At 73.2% G+C, this 14,455-nt stretch carries 15 protein-coding genes; 8 read left to right on the top strand and 7 right to left on the bottom strand.

The annotated features are described in order from the left end of the window. The first annotated feature begins 22 nt into the window (after nt 1–22). Nucleotides 23–1,141 (top strand): MFS transporter, encoded by a 1,119-nt coding sequence (locus ACIBG7_RS06670; protein WP_397335940.1) that lies wholly within the window; start codon nt 23–25, stop codon nt 1,139–1,141. Here the strand turns inward: ACIBG7_RS06670 and ACIBG7_RS06675 are convergent. After that, on the bottom strand, nt 1,113–1,799 hold the full coding sequence (locus ACIBG7_RS06675; protein WP_357932806.1) for a DNA alkylation repair protein: 687 nt from the start codon (nt 1,797–1,799) through the stop codon (nt 1,113–1,115). The two genes, ACIBG7_RS06670 and ACIBG7_RS06675, sit on opposite strands and share 29 nt — an antisense overlap. Next, the gene (locus ACIBG7_RS06680; protein ID WP_357932803.1) at nt 1,796–2,467 is read right to left on the bottom strand and encodes a TetR/AcrR family transcriptional regulator; all 672 of its coding nucleotides are present in this window, start codon (nt 2,465–2,467) and stop codon (nt 1,796–1,798) included. Before ACIBG7_RS06680 ends, ACIBG7_RS06675 begins: the two co-directional genes overlap by 4 nt. A 75-nt stretch (nt 2,468–2,542) precedes the next feature. Here ACIBG7_RS06680 and ACIBG7_RS06685 point away from each other — a divergent pair, with 75 nt between their 5' ends. The 6 genes from ACIBG7_RS06685 (at nt 2,543) to ACIBG7_RS06710 (ending at nt 9,598) form a co-directional block, all read left to right on the top strand. Next, on the top strand, nt 2,543–3,694 hold the full coding sequence (locus ACIBG7_RS06685; RefSeq protein WP_397335434.1) for an acetyl-CoA C-acetyltransferase: 1,152 nt from the start codon (nt 2,543–2,545) through the stop codon (nt 3,692–3,694). A gap of 32 nt (nt 3,695–3,726) precedes the next feature. After that, the gene (locus ACIBG7_RS06690) at nt 3,727–4,218 is read left to right on the top strand and encodes a hypothetical protein (RefSeq protein WP_357932797.1); all 492 of its coding nucleotides are present in this window, start codon (nt 3,727–3,729) and stop codon (nt 4,216–4,218) included. A 9-nt stretch (nt 4,219–4,227) separates the two neighbouring features. Continuing rightward, nucleotides 4,228–5,535 (top strand): alkaline phosphatase D family protein, encoded by a 1,308-nt coding sequence (locus ACIBG7_RS06695; protein ID WP_397335435.1) that lies wholly within the window; start codon nt 4,228–4,230, stop codon nt 5,533–5,535. 45 nt (nt 5,536–5,580) lie between these two features. Next, nucleotides 5,581–7,065: a glycoside hydrolase family 3 protein gene (locus tag ACIBG7_RS06700; protein WP_397335437.1), complete on the top strand. Its 1,485-nt coding sequence runs from the start codon at nt 5,581–5,583 to the stop codon at nt 7,063–7,065. Nucleotides 7,066–7,195: 130 nt separating this feature from the next. Further along, nucleotides 7,196–8,923 (top strand): amidohydrolase, encoded by a 1,728-nt coding sequence (locus ACIBG7_RS06705; protein WP_397335439.1) that lies wholly within the window; start codon nt 7,196–7,198, stop codon nt 8,921–8,923. A gap of 9 nt (nt 8,924–8,932) precedes the next feature. Beyond that, nucleotides 8,933–9,598: a pentapeptide repeat-containing protein gene (locus tag ACIBG7_RS06710; protein ID WP_357932787.1), complete on the top strand. Its 666-nt coding sequence runs from the start codon at nt 8,933–8,935 to the stop codon at nt 9,596–9,598. Here ACIBG7_RS06710 and ACIBG7_RS06715 read toward each other — a convergent pair. From ACIBG7_RS06715 to ACIBG7_RS06730, 4 genes are read right to left on the bottom strand one after another with little or no spacing between them, the layout of a single operon-like run. Next, nucleotides 9,595–10,626, bottom strand: coding sequence for an NAD(P)H-dependent flavin oxidoreductase (locus tag ACIBG7_RS06715; protein ID WP_397335440.1), 1,032 nt, complete (start codon nt 10,624–10,626; stop codon nt 9,595–9,597). The two genes, ACIBG7_RS06710 and ACIBG7_RS06715, sit on opposite strands and share 4 nt — an antisense overlap. After that, on the bottom strand, nt 10,623–11,339 hold the full coding sequence (locus tag ACIBG7_RS06720; protein WP_397335441.1) for a CoA-transferase subunit beta: 717 nt from the start codon (nt 11,337–11,339) through the stop codon (nt 10,623–10,625). The genes ACIBG7_RS06715 and ACIBG7_RS06720 overlap by 4 nt, the downstream gene beginning before the upstream one ends. Further along, complete coding sequence (locus tag ACIBG7_RS06725; protein WP_357932978.1) at nt 11,326–12,099, bottom strand: CoA-transferase; 774 nt, start codon at nt 12,097–12,099, stop codon at nt 11,326–11,328. The genes ACIBG7_RS06720 and ACIBG7_RS06725 overlap by 14 nt, the downstream gene beginning before the upstream one ends. A gap of 5 nt (nt 12,100–12,104) precedes the next feature. Then, nucleotides 12,105–12,815: an enoyl-CoA hydratase family protein gene (locus ACIBG7_RS06730; RefSeq protein ID WP_397335442.1), complete on the bottom strand. Its 711-nt coding sequence runs from the start codon at nt 12,813–12,815 to the stop codon at nt 12,105–12,107. Nucleotides 12,816–12,861: 46 nt separating this feature from the next. Here ACIBG7_RS06730 and ACIBG7_RS06735 point away from each other — a divergent pair, with 46 nt between their 5' ends. Then, complete coding sequence (locus ACIBG7_RS06735; RefSeq protein ID WP_357932776.1) at nt 12,862–13,629, top strand: SDR family oxidoreductase; 768 nt, start codon at nt 12,862–12,864, stop codon at nt 13,627–13,629. Nucleotides 13,630–13,819: 190 nt separating this feature from the next. Here ACIBG7_RS06735 and ACIBG7_RS06740 read toward each other — a convergent pair whose 3' ends face one another. Next, nucleotides 13,820–14,356 carry an NIPSNAP family protein gene (locus ACIBG7_RS06740; protein ID WP_357932773.1) on the bottom strand — a complete coding sequence of 179 codons (537 nt, stop codon included), beginning with the start codon at nt 14,354–14,356 and terminating at the stop codon, nt 13,820–13,822. Nucleotides 14,357–14,455 lie beyond the last annotated feature (99 nt).

Here is a 14,455-nt window from a genome sequence, read left to right on the forward strand (position 1 = left end):
CTACGCGTTCCTCGAGGACTTCATCCTCGTCTACCCGGTCTACGCGCTGCTGTTCGCGGCGCACGGCCTGTCGCCCGGCGAGATCTCCTCGCTGCTGGTGATCTGGTCGGTCACCGGGTTCGTGCTCGAACTGCCCTCGGGCGTGTGGGCGGACCTGTTCTCCCGCCGCAAGCTGATGGCCCTGTCGCCGCTGCTGGCCGGGGCCGGTTACGCGCTGTGGACCTTCCTGCCGAGCTATCCCGCCTTCGCCGTGGGCTTCGTGCTGTGGGGCGCGGCCGGGGCGGTGCGGTCGGGGGCCTGGGAGGCGCTCGTCTACGAGGAGCTCGCCCGGCTCGGCGCTGAAGACTCCTATGCCCGGGTGATCGGCCGCGCCGAGGTGGCGAGCACGGTCGCGATCATGCTCGCCTCCGCGCTGGCCGCGCCGGTGCTGCAGGCGGGCGGCTACGTCGCGCTCGGGGTGGCCAGCGTGGTGGTCCCCCTGCTGACGGCGCTGGCCGGCTGGTCGCTGCCGGAGACGCGGGGCGAGCCGGAGGAGGAGCCGACCTTCCGGCAGGTGCTGCGCTCGGGCGTGGCACAGGTACGGCGTGGCCCGGGGGTCCGGCGGGCGCTCCTGCTGCTGGTGGCGGTGTACGGGTGCACCGGGATCGACGAGTTCCTGCCGCTGCTGGCGGTCGAGGGCGGCGCGAGCCCGGCCGGTGCGGCTCTGCTGGTCACGGTGGTGACCGCGGGGGAGACGGCGGGCGGCTGGCTGGCCGGGCGCGGCCTGCGCGCCGAACGGCCGCTCCTGATCGTGGCGGCCCTCTGCCTGGCCGGGGGTGCGGTGACGATCGGAAGGGCGACGCCAGCGCCAGGGTTCCCGGACGGGGTCGGCGGCTGGGGGACGGTGGCGGGGTTCGCGCTGGTCGCGGTGGCGTTCGGGATCTTCAGATGGGCGGTCGTGGCCGCCGACACCAGGCTCCAGGACCGCATCGACGACACCGCCCGCGCGACGGTCACCTCGCTGTCCGGGCTGGGCACGGAAACGGTCGTCGTGCTGGTCTACGCCGGGTACGGGCTGGGCTCGGGGTGGCTGGCGTCGTGGCAGCTCTTCTGCCTGGCGGCCGTGCCGTACCTCATCCTGGGGCTGGTGCGACGTTCTTGAGCGCCTCGCGCCGGCTCAGCCCGCTGATGCCCTTGGCCTGCACGTACCGCACCACCTCGCGGGCGTTGACCTTGGCGTACTCGCGCAGCGCCCAGCCGATCGCCTTGCGGGCGAAGAAGTCGTGGTCGGACAGGCTCGGCTCGATGCAGGCGTAGAGCAGCGCGGTGTCGGTGCGGTCCTTGAACCGGTTCTGGGACAGGATCGCGGTGCGGCGCTTCCACAGGTCGCTGTCGTGCGCCCACTCCAGCATCAGCGAGCGCATCGTGTCGGGGAAGGCGGCCAGCAGCCCGCCGATGCGGTGGGTGGCGAGCTCGTCGACCACGTCCCACCAGGCGCCGGTGACGATCATCTCCTCGTACATCGGCACGGTGTAGAGCGTTTGGTAGTCGCGGTAGAGCCGGAACCCGGCCAGCTCCATCGCCGCGTAGCGCTCCTCGCGGTACTCCGCCTCGCGCCACAGCTCCAGCACCGCGCGCCGCCACTCGGGCGCGCTGTCGAGGCGGTTCGCGAGGAAGGCGGCCTTGAGCGCCACCCGCCGGGGCCCGGCCGGGACGCCGAGGAAGGGCATGTCGGACTTCATGTACGCCTGCATGGACGCCGCCCGTTCCGGCTCGGCCACCCGGCGGAGCGCGGCGCGAGCCGCCTCGACGACGCTCATGCCTGCTGGGAGGTCCGCTCGCCGGTGGCCAGGCCGTCGAAGAGCATGGTGATGTAGTGCTCGGCCAGCCCGGTGGTGTTGAGCCGCCCGCCGGGACGGAACCAGCGCACGGCGACCCAGATGGTGTCGCGGATCATGCGGTAGGTGAGCTTGGGGTCGACGTCGGGCCGGAACTGCCCGGCGGCCTGGCCGGCCTTGATCTGCTCCAGCCACATGCGCTCGACCTCTTCCTCGACCTTGACCAGGTAGTCGAAGCGGTCGCCGGGCAGGGAGCGCAGGTAGTTCCAGTCGTTCTGCATCACGGTGATGGCCGCGCGGTGCGGCTCCAGCGTGGAGAAGCCGATGCGCACCATCTCGGAGAGCACCTCGCGCGGGCTGCCCCCGGCCTCCAGCGCCCCGCGGTAGCGCCCCACCAGGTCGTCGAGGAAGGTGCTGAGCACCTCGTCGACGATGGTCTCCTTGGAGTCGAAGTGGTGGTAGAGGCTGCCGGACAGGATGCCGGCCTCGTCGGCGATCTCGCGGACGGTGGTGGCCTGGAACCCCTTGCGGGCGAACAGCTCCGCGGCGAGCTTCACGAGGTGGTCGCGACGCTCGGAGGCGGATCCGCTCGCCGGCCGCTGACGCCGGGTGGTGGTGGCCGGAGCGGTGTTCTTTCTGGTGGTGGGCACGGAACCATTATGGCCCTTGCGCAATCGCTTGTTCGCCAGGTTCGAGTTTAACCAAGCGCTTGATAGGGTTCGTCCATGCGTGAGGCCTATCTCGTCGACGCGGTCCGCACCCCCGTCGGCCGCCGCGGCGGCGGCCTGTCCGCCCTGCACCCCGCCGATCTCGGCGCGCACGTGCTCACCGCGCTCATGGACCGCACCGGTCTCGACCCGGGCGCCGTGGAGGACGTGATCTTCGGCTGCGTCGACACCGTCGGCCCCCAGGCCGGCGACATCGCCCGCACCTGCTGGCTGGCCGCCGGCCTGCCCGAGCACGTGCCCGGCGTCACCGTCGACCGCCAGTGCGGCTCCGCGCAGCAGGCCGTGCACTTCGCCGCCCAGGCCGTGCTCAGCGGCACCGCCGACCTGGTCGTCGCGGGCGGCGTGCAGAGCATGAGCCTGGTCCCGATCTCCACCGCCATGCTGGCCGGCCGGGCGCTCGGCTTCGAGACGCCCTTCGCCGGTTCCAAGGGCTGGACCCAGCGGTACGGCACGCGCGAGGTCTCCCAGTTCGCCGGCGCGGAGGAGATCGCCCGCCGGTGGGGCCTCACCCGCGAGGCGATGGAGCGCTACGCCCTCGAATCGCACCGCCGCGCCCTGGCCGCGATCGACGAGGGCCGCTTCGCCGCCGAGATCGCCCCGGTCGAGGGCGTCGCCGTGGACGAGGGGCCGCGCCGCGACACCACGCCGGAGCGGATGGCCGCGCTCAAGCCGCTGCTGCCCGGCGGCCGGTTGACCGCGGCGCTCGCCTCACAGCTGTCCGACGCCGCGGCCGCCCTGCTGGTGGCCTCGCCGCGGGCCGTACGCGAGCACGGGCTGACCCCGCGCGCCCGGATCCACCACCTGTCGGCGCGCGGCGCGGACCCGATCATGATGCTCGCCGCGCCCATCCCGGCCACCGCGCACGCCCTGGCCCGCAGCGGGCTGTCCGTCGGCGAGATCGACGCCTTCGAGGTCAACGAGGCGTTCGCCAGCGTGGTGCTGGCCTGGCTCGCCGACACCGGGGCCGACCCGGCGCGGGTCAACCCCAACGGCGGCGCCATCGCCCTGGGGCACCCGCTCGGCGCGACCGGCGCCCGGCTGATGACCTCGCTCCTGGGCGAGCTGGAACGCACCGGCGGGCGCTACGGCCTGCAGACCATGTGCGAGGGCGGCGGCCAGGCCAACGTCACGATCATCGAACGGCTGTGAACTTCCGGCCGCTCAGAGGAGTCGTAACGGTCATGAAGATTCTGGGAGCGGCAGTGGTGGCCGGTGCTCTGGTGATCGGTGGTTCGGCCCCGGCGCTGGCGGCGCCGAAGTCCACGCTCGGGCCGAACGGATACGGCGCGGTCAAGCTCGGCATGACCGCCAAGAAGGCATACGCCACAGGCAAGATCGTCCTGAAGATGAAGGCCGGCGAGGGCACCTGCTCCGGCTGGGACCTCAAGGCCCACCCGACCGGCAAGGACACGGTCGGCCTGTACATCTCGAAGAAGCACGGCGTCGCCGCGATCTTCGGCTGGAAGGGCATGAAGACGCCCGAGGGCATCGGCATCGGCGCCACCCTCAAGCAGATCAAGAAGGCCTATCCCAAGCTGAAGACCGCCGCCAGCGGTTACCCGTACACGCCGGTGCCCGGCAACGCGAAGGCCTACTACTCCTTCCTGCTCGACGCCAAGGGCAAGGTCTACGAGCTGGCTCTGGGCCTGAACGCGCAGGACTGCTTCAACTAGCCTGGCCGGATGGCCGACCCCTTCACGCTGGGCGTCGCCTCGGGGGAACCGCTCCCCGACGGCCTCGTCCTCTGGACCCGATTAGCTCCCCGGCCGCTGCAGCCCGGCGGCGGCCTGCCGGCTCGGCCGGTCGCCGTCGAGTGGCAGGTCGCCGAGGACAGTCGCTTCACCAAGGTGGTCCGCTCGGGCCGCCTGCAGGCCCAGCCCGCCTGGGCCTTCAGCGTCCACGCCCGCGTCGACGGGCTGCGCCCCGGCGCGGAGTACTTCTACCGCTTCCGCGCCGGCCGGGACGTCAGCCCCACCGGACGCACCCGCACCGCCCCCGACCCGGCCTCCACCGCGCCCGTGCGCTTCGCGCTGGCCAGTTGCCAGCGCTACGAGCACGGGCTCTACCAGGCCTACCGGCACCTCGCCGCCGAGCGTCCCGACGTGGTCTTCTTCGTCGGCGACTACATCTACGAGTCGCGGCAGGCGGCCGACCCGGTACGCCCGCTGCCCGATCCGGGCGAGGCCGCCACGCTCGCCGCCTACCGGCTGCGTTACACGCGCTACAAGCTCGACAAGGACCTGCAGGCCGCGCACGCCGCCGCGCCGTGGGTGGCGACCTGGGACGATCACGAGGTCGCCGACAACTACACCGGCGCGCCGGCCTTCTTCGCCCGGCGGACCCACGCCTACCGGGCCTTCTACGAGAACATGCCGATCCGCGTCAAACCCGACGGGCACCTGCTGCAGATGTTCCGGCGCCGCAGCTACGGGCGGATCGCCGACTTCATGGTGCTCGACTCGCGCCAGTTCCGGGTGCCCGGCGACATGCTCGGCAAGGCCCAGGAGGCGTGGCTGCTCGACCGGCTCAAGGTCAGCACGATGCGGTGGAAGGTGCTCGTGCAGCCGCTCTTCTTCGCCCGCCGCCTGGTCCCCGGCAACCCGCCCAGCCTGCGGCTCGACGCCTGGGATGGCTTCCAGGCCCAGCGCGCCCGCATCCTGGCCACCCGGCCCGAGGGGCTGGTCGTGCTCAGCGGCGACGTGCACAACACCTGGGTGGGCGACCTGCTGGCCGACTTCCTCGACCCGGCCTCGGCGATCGTCGGCTCGGAGTTCGTGGCCAGCTCCGTCTCCAGCCGCCCGCCGGTCACCGACGCCCCGGCCGTGCTCGCGGCCAACCCGCATCTGCGGTTCTTCGACGGCCGCCGCGGCTACCTGTCCGGTACGGCGAGCAGCACCGACTTCCGCATCTCGGTCAAGGACGCGGTGACGGGTGCGGCCATCGCGGAGTTCGTTACAGAAGGTAGGGGAGTGCGGCGTTCTGACGTTTGAAAATGCCTCTAGCAAATAGGAAAGTTTCCTATTAGATTTCGGGTCATGCCCACGCGCGACCGCGGCCTGCTCAGGCTTGCCGACTCCGTCCTCCTGCCCGGGTTCCAAGGCACCACCCCGCCCGACTGGCTGCGTCGCCGCCTCGGCGAAGGCCTTGCCGGTGTGGTGCTCTTCTCCCGGAACATCGCCGGTTTCACCCAGGTCGCGGAGCTGACCGCGGCCATGCGCGCGGAGAATCCCGCGGTGCTGGTCGGCGTGGACGAGGAGTCGGGCGACGTCACCCGCCTGGAGGTGGCCACCGGCAGCAGCCGCCCCGGCCCCTACGCGCTCGGCGTGGTGGACGACGTGGCGCTCACCGAGGCGGTCGCCTGCGGCCTCGGCCGCGACCTGGCCGCCGTGGGCATCGGGGTCGACTTCGCCCCCTCCGCCGACGTCAACTCCAACCCCGACAACCCGGTCATCGGGCTGCGGGCCTTCGGCGCCGACCCCACCCTGGTCTCCCGGCACACCACCGCCTTCGTCCGCGGTCTGCAGGCGATGGGTGTGGCCGCCTGCGCCAAGCACTTCCCCGGCCACGGCGACACCTCCGTCGACTCCCACCACGGCGTGCCCGTGGTCGGCCCCGGCTACGAGGAGGCGCTGATCCCCTTCCGCGCCGCCATCGCCGCCGGGGTGCGCTCGGTCATGACCGGCCACCTGCTCGTGCCCCTGCTCGACCCCGGCCTGCCCGCCACGCTCAGCCCGCGCATCCTGACCGAGCTGCTGCGCGAGGAGCTCGGCTTCGACGGCATGATCATCACCGACGGCATCGAGATGGCCGCGGTCGCCGGCGTCTACGGCCTGGGCGGCGCCTCCGCGCGGGCCGTCGCGGCCGGCGCCGACGCGATCTGCGTGGGCGGCGAGCACTCCGACGAGGCCACCGCCGTCGCCGTGCGCGACGCCATCGTGGACGCGGTCGTCGAGGGCTGGCTGCCCGAGTCCCGCCTGGCCGACGCCGCCCAGCGCGTCGCCGACCTGGCCGACTGGAGCCTCGCCACCCGCCGGCCCGGCACCCCCGAGCCCTCCCGCGACGAGAGCGGCCTGGCCGCCGCCCGCCGCGCGGTCCGCGTCACCCGCCGCTCGGCCGCCCCGGTGCTGCCGATCGCCACCGCGCCGCAGGTGATCGAGCTGGCCCCGGAGATGAACCTCGCCATCGACAAGAGCACCCCCTGGGGCGTCGGCGAGCCGCTGTCCAAGCTGATGCCCGGCACCACGGTGACCCGCCTGGACAACGCCGCAGGCCCGGCCATCGAGGCGCTGCTGGCCGCCACCGACGGGCGCCCGCTGGTGATCGTCGCCCGCGACGCCCACCGCTACCCGTGGCAGCTCCAGGCGCTGGAGCACCTGCTCTGCGCCCGGCCCGAGGCCGTGGTGGTCGAGATGGGCCTGCCCGAGCGGGTGGACCTCGGCGCGGTGCACATCGCCACGTACGGCTCGGCCCGCGTCTGCGGCCAGGCGGCGGCCGAAGTCATCACCGGCGTCACCGGATAGACCCGGAATCTGCGGTCACCGGGCGATATCGACTCGGAATCCGTTACAGACTGCTCCCTTGCGGCCAGGCGTCCTCACCCGGCACAGTCCTTCAGCAATCCCCCTGATGCTGGAGAGGAAGGTGTGCCCCGTGAGGCGCATCGCCGCGGCTTCCGCCGTACTCGCCCTGGCCTGCCTGGCCGTGTCCGCGCCCGCCGCGTCCGCCGGAACGGAGATCGACCCGGCGGACACCGTCTTCACCGGCGGCACCGTCTACACCGCCGCCAAGGGCGGCCTCGCCCGCGCGGTCGCGGTGGACGACGGCAAGATCGTCTACGTCGGCGACGAGAAGGGCGCCGCCGCCTACGTCGGCGAGGGCACCAAGCTCGTCCGGCTCGACGGGCGCATGGTCATGCCCGGCATCCTCGACGGCCACATCCACCTGGAGCCGGAGCTGTTCGACTGCAGCCTGGAGTACGCCGAGCTGACCGCCGCCCAGCTGCTCGAGCGGCTGCAGAAGTGCCTCGACGCCGACAAGGGCGGCGACGACGACTGGCTGACCGTCTTCCACTGGGACCTGCAGGGCATGAAGCCGGCCGGCTTCACCCCCACCCGCCGGCTCCTGGACAAGCTGAAGACCAAGCGGCCGATCTACCTGTTCTCCACCGACGGCCACAACGCCTGGGTCAACAGCCGCGCGCTCAAGCTCGCCGGGATCACCGCCAAGACCAAGAACCCGCCCAACGGCGTCATCGTCAAGGACGCCAAGGGCCGGCCCACCGGCTACCTCAAGGAGGAGGCCGGCCGCCTGATCACCAAGGTGATCCCCAAGCCCGCCGCCTCGCGGGTGCGCGCGGGCATCAAGGCCATGCTCTCGGCCGCCGTCAAGGCGGGCATCACCGGCGCCAACTCGGTCATCCTGGAGCCCTACCAGCTCCCGGTGTGGAAGGAGCTGGCCGACGCGGGCGAGGTCCCGATCAAGCTCGACGCCACCGTGCGCATCGACGCCCGGGAGTTCGCCAAGGACCCCGAGGCCGGGGTCGCCAAGCTCGCCGCGCAGGCCGAGCAGTTCGACGGGCCCAACTTCCGCATCGGCGGCGTCAAGATCTTCCTCGACGGCGTCATCGAGTACCCCGCCCAGACCGCCCTGCTGCGCAAGCCGTACGTGGGGAGCAAGAACCGGGGCACACGCTTCGTCAGCGACCGCGACCTGCGCAAGACGGTCACCGCCCTCGACGCGGCGGGCTGGCAGGTGCACCTGCACGCGCTCGGCGACGGCGCGGTGCACCAGGCGCTGAACGCCGTCGCGTACGCCCGGCGGGTCAACGGGCCCGGCAAGCCGCACTCGCTGGCGCACCTGCAGCTCGTCGACCCCGCCGACCTCAAGCGCTTCCGCCCGCTCGGGGTCATCGCCGACCTGCAGCTCCAGTGGGCCCAGCGCGACCCCTACACCGTGGACGCGGTCCGCGCCCACCTCGGCGAGTCCCGCTGGAAGCGGCAGTACCCCGCCCGCTCGTTGTGGCGGGCCGGCGCGCTGGTCGCCGGCGGCAGCGACTTCCCGGTCGACCCGCTCAACCCCTTCCGGCAGATCGAGGCCGCGATCACCCGTACCATCGACGACCCGAAGGCCTACCCGCGCTACGCCAAGCCGCTCGGCCCCGACCAGGCGCTCACCCTGGAGCAGTCGCTGCGCATGCACACCCTCAACACCGCGATCCAGCTCCGCATGCGCGGCCAGACCGGGTCCCTGGAGGTGGGCAAGCAGGCCGACCTGCTGCTGCTCGACCGCGACCTGTTCGCCGTCCCGGCCACCGCGATCAGCGACGCCCGGCCGCTGGCCGTCCTGGTCGACGGCAAGACTGTCGCAGGGGGCCTCTAACATCCTCGGATGGACTTCACCGGACAGGACCTCTCGGGCCGCACGCTCGACGATCTCCCCGCCGAACCGCACACCTTCCGCGACTGCGACCTCACCCGCACCGAGCTGTGGGGCGCGTCGCTGGCGGGTGCGCGGTTCGACAACTGCGTGCTGGAGCAGACCGACTTCCGCCGCGCCGACCTCGACGGCGCGGCGTTCCACGGCGGTGGCGGCCTGGGCGCGCGGTTCGGTGACGCCGACCTGCTCGACGCGGTCTTCACCGACGTGGACCTGTCCTCGGCGGTGTTCGGCGGCGCGCTGCTGACCGACGCCTCCTTCACCGGCTGCCGCATGATCGGCGCCAAGCTCACCGGCGCCCGCGGCACCGGCTTCCACGTCGAGCGCAGCAACCTGACCATGGCCAACCTGGGCGGCTGCTCCTTCCGCAACGCCACTCTCCAGGGCATCCGCTTCGACGACGCGGACCTGTCCGGCTGCGACTTCACCGGGGCCGTCCTGGCCGACTGCCGGCTCATCGGCGCGCGCATGATCGGCACCGTCTTCGCGAAGTCCGACCTGCGCGGCGCCGACCTCGGCCATCCCGACGACGCGACCCTGCGCGTCCTGGCCGGCGCGGCCATCACGCCCGCCCAGGCCGCCGCGCTCCTGGCCGACCGCGGGCTGCACGTCGTCTAGGGCGGCGGCAGGCGCTTCAGGGTCCGCTCCGCCTCGGTCATGATCCGGGCGATCAGCTCCGCGCACGACGGCAGGTCGCCGATCACCCCGACCACCTGCCCGGAGGCCATGACGCCCAGGTCGGCGCGCCCGTCGACCATGGCGGCGCGCAACAGCACCGGGGTGCCGGCCGCCTGGAACACCTGCGCCCAGGTGAGGTCCCGGCTCGCCTTCATCCGCCGGGCCTCGCCGAGCAGCGCGCGGAGCGAGAGGCCGGAGACCTCGCGAAGGCGCAGGCCGTTGCGTACGGCCCGCACCAGCCGGGCCCGGCGGTGCAGCGAGTCCACGAACGGGGTCCGGAGCACGCGGTGCGGGACGCCGTCCACCTGCGTGGTGACGAGCGTCTCGGTCGCGTCGAGGTAGGCCCGCTTGACCCGGTCCGGCACCGGCGAGTCGCTGGTCAGCAGGAAGCGGGTGCCCATGGCCACCCCCGCCGCGCCGTAGGCGAGGGCGGCGACCAGGCCCCGGCCGTCGAAGAAGCCGCCCGCGGCGACGACCGGGATGTCCACCGCGTCGACCACCTGGGGGAGCAGCAGCGTGGTGGCCAGCGGCCCGGTGTGGCCGCCGCCCTCGCCGCCCTGGACGATGACGGCGTCGGCGCCCCACGCGGCGACCTTCTCGGCGTGCCGGCGGGCGCCGACCGACGGGATGGTGACGACGCCGGCGTCCTTGAGCCGGGCGATGAGCTCGCGGCGGGGGGCCAGGGCGAAGGAGGCGACGCGGACGCCTTCGCGGATCATCACCTCGGCCCGCTCGGCGGCGTCGGCGGCGTCGGCGCGGATGTTCACCCCGAAGGGCGCTTCGGTGGCCGCCTTGACCTCGCGGATGGCCGCGGTCATCTCGGGGACGGACATGGTCGCGGCGGCGATGACGCCGAGCCCGCCAGCCCGGCAGGTGGCCGTCACCAGCCGCGCCCCGGCGACGTAGCCCATGCCGGTCTGCACGATCGGGTGCCGGCAGCCGACCAGCTCGGTGAGCGCGGTCTTCACGGCACCTCGCGGTGGCGCTGCCCGGCCGGGTCGAGGCGGGCCAGGACGGCCAGCTCGGCGGGGGTGGGTTCGGGAGTGACCGGCACGTGCGCGGGCACGGTCAGCTCGAAGCCGGTGGCGGCGACGACCTGCTCGACGGTGACGCCGGGGTGGACCGAGGCCAGCCGCATCGAGCCGTCCGGGGTGCGGAAGTCCAGGACGGCCAGGTCGGTGACCACGCGGCGCAGGTCGGCCGCGCCCCGATCGGTGCCGAGGCCGCTGACCAGGTCCACCCGCTCGACGAACACGCGCGGCGAGTGGCGCGGGATCCAGTAGCTGGTCGGGTTGCACAACGTGTTGCCCGGCGCGCCGCGCACGCCGAGGAGCTGGGCCTTGGGCCGGGCCCAGTCGCCGATGCAGGAGATGTTGCTGTTGCCGTACCGGTCCATCTGGGAGGCGCCGAGCATGACGTGCCGGCGCCCGTGCAGGACCAGCCAGAGGTGGTCGCGGAAGGGCAGCCAGCCCTCCACCACCTCGGGAGCCTCGCCCAGCGGCGGCACGTCCCCGGTGAGCAGGCAGGTGCCGTCGTGGGTGAGCAGCTCGGGCTCGAAGGTCAGCCGGGCCAGCCGGGCGCCCAGCACGGTGATCGCGCCGCCGATCCCGGCCGCCAGGATCTCCCCGTCGCCGCGGAAGGCCTCCGCGCAGGCGAGCACGCAGACGTCAGCCCTGCTCATCGAGGAACTCCTCCCAGCCGGTGGTGGCGTAGCGCCGCTGCCGCTCCTCGTCGCGCGGGTAGTCGGGCTCGCAACTGGTGAACCACGCGCCGCCGGGCGCCTCCACCACCCCGGCGACCATCGAGCGGCTGATCAGCAACGACTGCACGGGCCCCTCCTTGAGCAGGTCGGCGGTGTCCACGACGCGCTCGCAGGAGACGTAGGTCGCGGTCGCGGCCTTGGCGTAGAGGTCGTCGAAGTAGGGGTCGGGCCCGAGGTACTGGGCGTTGCCGCGGGCGTCGGCGCGGTTGAGGTGCACGAGTGCCGCGTCCAGGGTGAGCGCGGGGACCGCGACCAGCTCCTCGCCCCCGTACGGCGAGCGGACCGTCCGCAGCTCCGGGTTGATCCGCAGCACGTCGGAGCCGAGCCCCGCCCGCGTCGGCAGGAACGGCAGCCGGTGCGCCCCGGCCAGCAGCCCGGCCATGAACATCCCCTCGTCCCACTCGGTGAAGGCCACCCGCCCCTCCTGCCGGGCCCGCCGGAAGTGCGGGTCGAGCGGGATGGAGTCCAGCGTGACGAAGGGCGCGACCACCCGGCGCACCTTGCCGGCGGCGCACAGCAGGCCCACGTCGGCCCCGCCGTAGGAGACGATCGTGAGGTCTGTCAGCGGCGAGCGGGCGAGCGCGGCGACCAGCGCCATCGGCTTGCGGCGCGAGCCCCAGCCGCCGATGCCGACGGTCATCCCGCTCTCCAGCCGGCCGGCCACCTGCGCCGCGGTCATGACCTTCATGCCAGCCCCCTGCGCTTGCCCAGCAGGCTGAGCTCGAAGGTGAAGCCCTGCTCGAAGCGGTAGCTGCGGCGCACGTCCACGGGGTCGATGCCGTTGAGCGACTCCTTGGCCCGGCGGATGACCTCGGGGTCCTTGGCCGCGATCCGCCCGGCGAGGTCGAACGCGGCGGCGCGTAAGGAGTCGCGGGAGGTGACCTCCAGCACCGAGCCGAAGGCGTGCAGCTCGCGGGCGCTGACCGTGCGGCAGGTGTAGACCATGGCCCGCATCAGGTGCTGCGGCACCAGCCGGGCCAGGTGCGTGGCCGCGCCGAGTGCGCCGCGCTCCACCTCGGGCAGCCCGAAGTAGGCCTCCTCGCTGGCCAGCACGATGTCGGCGTTGCCCGCCAGGCCGACGCCGCCGCCCAGGCAGTGGCCGTGCACGGCGGCGATCACCGGCACCGCGCACTCGTAGACCGCCGCGAAGGCGGCGAAGCAGCCGCGGTTCACTTCGACCATGAGGGACTCGTCGGCGTCGAGCTCCTTGACGTCCACGCCGGCGTTGAAGCCGCGGCCCTCGGCTCTCAGGACCACAACCCTGGTCTCGGGGTCCTCTCCGGCCTGCCGTACGGCTCGCGCCAGCTCGTGCCAGCCGGCCGCGGTGAGGGCGTTGACCGGCGGGGCGTTCATGACGATCTCGGTGATGGGGCCGGGGACTGCGTCTATGGCCATGCCGCTCCCATGGTTTACCTAACGCTTGCTTGGTACGGTAGCATCCGTGCGCACGCGATACGACTTCACCGGCAAGGTCGTGCTGGTCACCGGCGGCACCAAGGGGCTGGGCGCGGGAATCGCCCGCGGCTTCCTCGAAGCGGGCGCCGAGGTGATCGTCTGCGCGCGCAAGGAACCGCCGGCGCCGGTGCGCACCTGGATCTCCGGCTCGGCCCATCCCTGGCGGACCGCGCGCTTCGTGCAGGCCGACGTGCGCGAGGAGGCCGACGCCGAGCGGCTGCTGGAGGGGCTGGCGCGGCTGGACGTGCTGGTCAACAACGCGGGCGGCTCGCCGTACGCGCCGGTGGCGGGCACCTCGCCGCGGCTGCACCGGCGGATCGTGGAGCTCAACCTGATCGCCCCGCTGCTGCTGTCCCAGCGGGCCCACCCCCTGCTCGCGGCGGCCAGCGGGTCGATCGTGATGATCGGCAGCACCAGCGGCGCGCGGCCCTCGCCCGGCACGGCGGCCTACGGGGCGGCGAAGGCCGGGCTGCACCACCTGGCGGCCTGCCTGGCGGCCGAGTGGGCGCCGGCGGTCCGGGTGAACACCGTGGTGGTGGGGCTGGCCGAGACCGAGAGCGTGCCGGAGCACTACGGCGGCGCGGAGCGGGTCGCCGCGGTGGCCGCGACCGTCCCGGCCGGGCGGCTGGCCCGGCCGGAGGACGTGGCCGACGCCTGCCTGTGGCTGGCCGGGCCGGGCTACGTGACCGGCGCCGAACTCCTCGTCCACGGCGGCGGCGAACGACCCGCCTGGCGCACCCTGGCGGACGGCTGACCGACCGATCCGCCCGCGGCCTCCTTCCCCGGCGGCCCCCCTCCTCAGCGGCCTCCTTCCCCAGCGGCCTCCTTCCCCAGCGGCCTCCTTCCCCGGCGGCCCCCCTCCCCGGCGGCCCCCCTCCTCAGCGGCCTCCTTCCCCAGCGGTCTCTTTCCGCGGCCTGCTTCCCCTCGGCGGAGGGTGGGCTCGTCAGCGGATGGGTGACCGGGAAGTCGGCAGGAGCCGGAGGTGCTGCAGGGCCTCCGGGGGCGCGCTCAGCCCGCGCCCGAGCCAGAGCCGCACGTCCTCCCCCTCCCGCACCGGCAGCCGGGGAAAGGTGTTCACCGAGTGCTCGCCCTCGAAGACCACCGCGGCCCCGCCCGGCTCCACCGCCGCCGGCGCGACCACCGCCTCGACCGGCCCCGCCCCGCCCGGCACCACCGGCACGCCGTCCAGTCGCAGCAGAAGCACGTCGTCGGAGTCGATCATCATCCCGTTGGCCGCGTCCCGATGCTCCCGCCAGGCCGCCCCCCGCAGGTAGAACTCCTCCAGGGCCACCCGCCTGGCCTCCATGTCAGGGAAGGCGCGCATCCACACGAACGCGTCGGGCCGGTCGAGATCGGTGAAGATCCCGACCAGGCTGATCCCGGCCTCCTCCTGCGACTCGACGAAGTGCCGCTCGAAGAGCCGCACGAACTCCTCCCGCACGCCGGGATGGAGCGTGTACTGCCGAAACTCGTAGATCATGCCTCGCACGCTAACGCCGCCTCACTGCCAACCCATGTCAGCGAAAAGACACGCCGAAGAAACTTCTAATTACTCTCCGCTACCATTCGATGACCTAGA

The organism is Nonomuraea sp. NPDC050328, assembly GCF_044459405.1.
In the GTDB taxonomy this organism is placed as follows: Bacteria; Actinomycetota; Actinomycetes; order Streptosporangiales; family Streptosporangiaceae; genus Nonomuraea.

Bases quoted from the DNA above. Each gene is read 5' to 3' on its own strand.
- ACIBG7_RS06675 (WP_357932806.1), bottom strand. From the start codon at position 1,799: ATGAGCGTCGTCGAGGCGGCTCGCGCCGCGCTCCGCCGGGTGGCCGAG.
- ACIBG7_RS06685 (WP_397335434.1), top strand. From the start codon at position 2,543: ATGCGTGAGGCCTATCTCGTCGACGCGGTCCGCACCCCCGTCGGCCGC.
- ACIBG7_RS06690 (WP_357932797.1), top strand. From the start codon at position 3,727: ATGAAGATTCTGGGAGCGGCAGTGGTGGCCGGTGCTCTGGTGATCGGT.
- ACIBG7_RS06695 (WP_397335435.1), top strand. From the start codon at position 4,228: ATGGCCGACCCCTTCACGCTGGGCGTCGCCTCGGGGGAACCGCTCCCC.
- ACIBG7_RS06700 (WP_397335437.1), top strand. From the start codon at position 5,581: ATGCCCACGCGCGACCGCGGCCTGCTCAGGCTTGCCGACTCCGTCCTC.
- ACIBG7_RS06710 (WP_357932787.1), top strand. From the start codon at position 8,933: ATGGACTTCACCGGACAGGACCTCTCGGGCCGCACGCTCGACGATCTC.
- ACIBG7_RS06720 (WP_397335441.1), bottom strand. From the start codon at position 11,339: ATGAGCAGGGCTGACGTCTGCGTGCTCGCCTGCGCGGAGGCCTTCCGC.
- ACIBG7_RS06725 (WP_357932978.1), bottom strand. From the start codon at position 12,099: ATGACCGCGGCGCAGGTGGCCGGCCGGCTGGAGAGCGGGATGACCGTC.
- ACIBG7_RS06730 (WP_397335442.1), bottom strand. From the start codon at position 12,815: ATGGCCATAGACGCAGTCCCCGGCCCCATCACCGAGATCGTCATGAAC.
- ACIBG7_RS06740 (WP_357932773.1), bottom strand. From the start codon at position 14,356: ATGATCTACGAGTTTCGGCAGTACACGCTCCATCCCGGCGTGCGGGAG.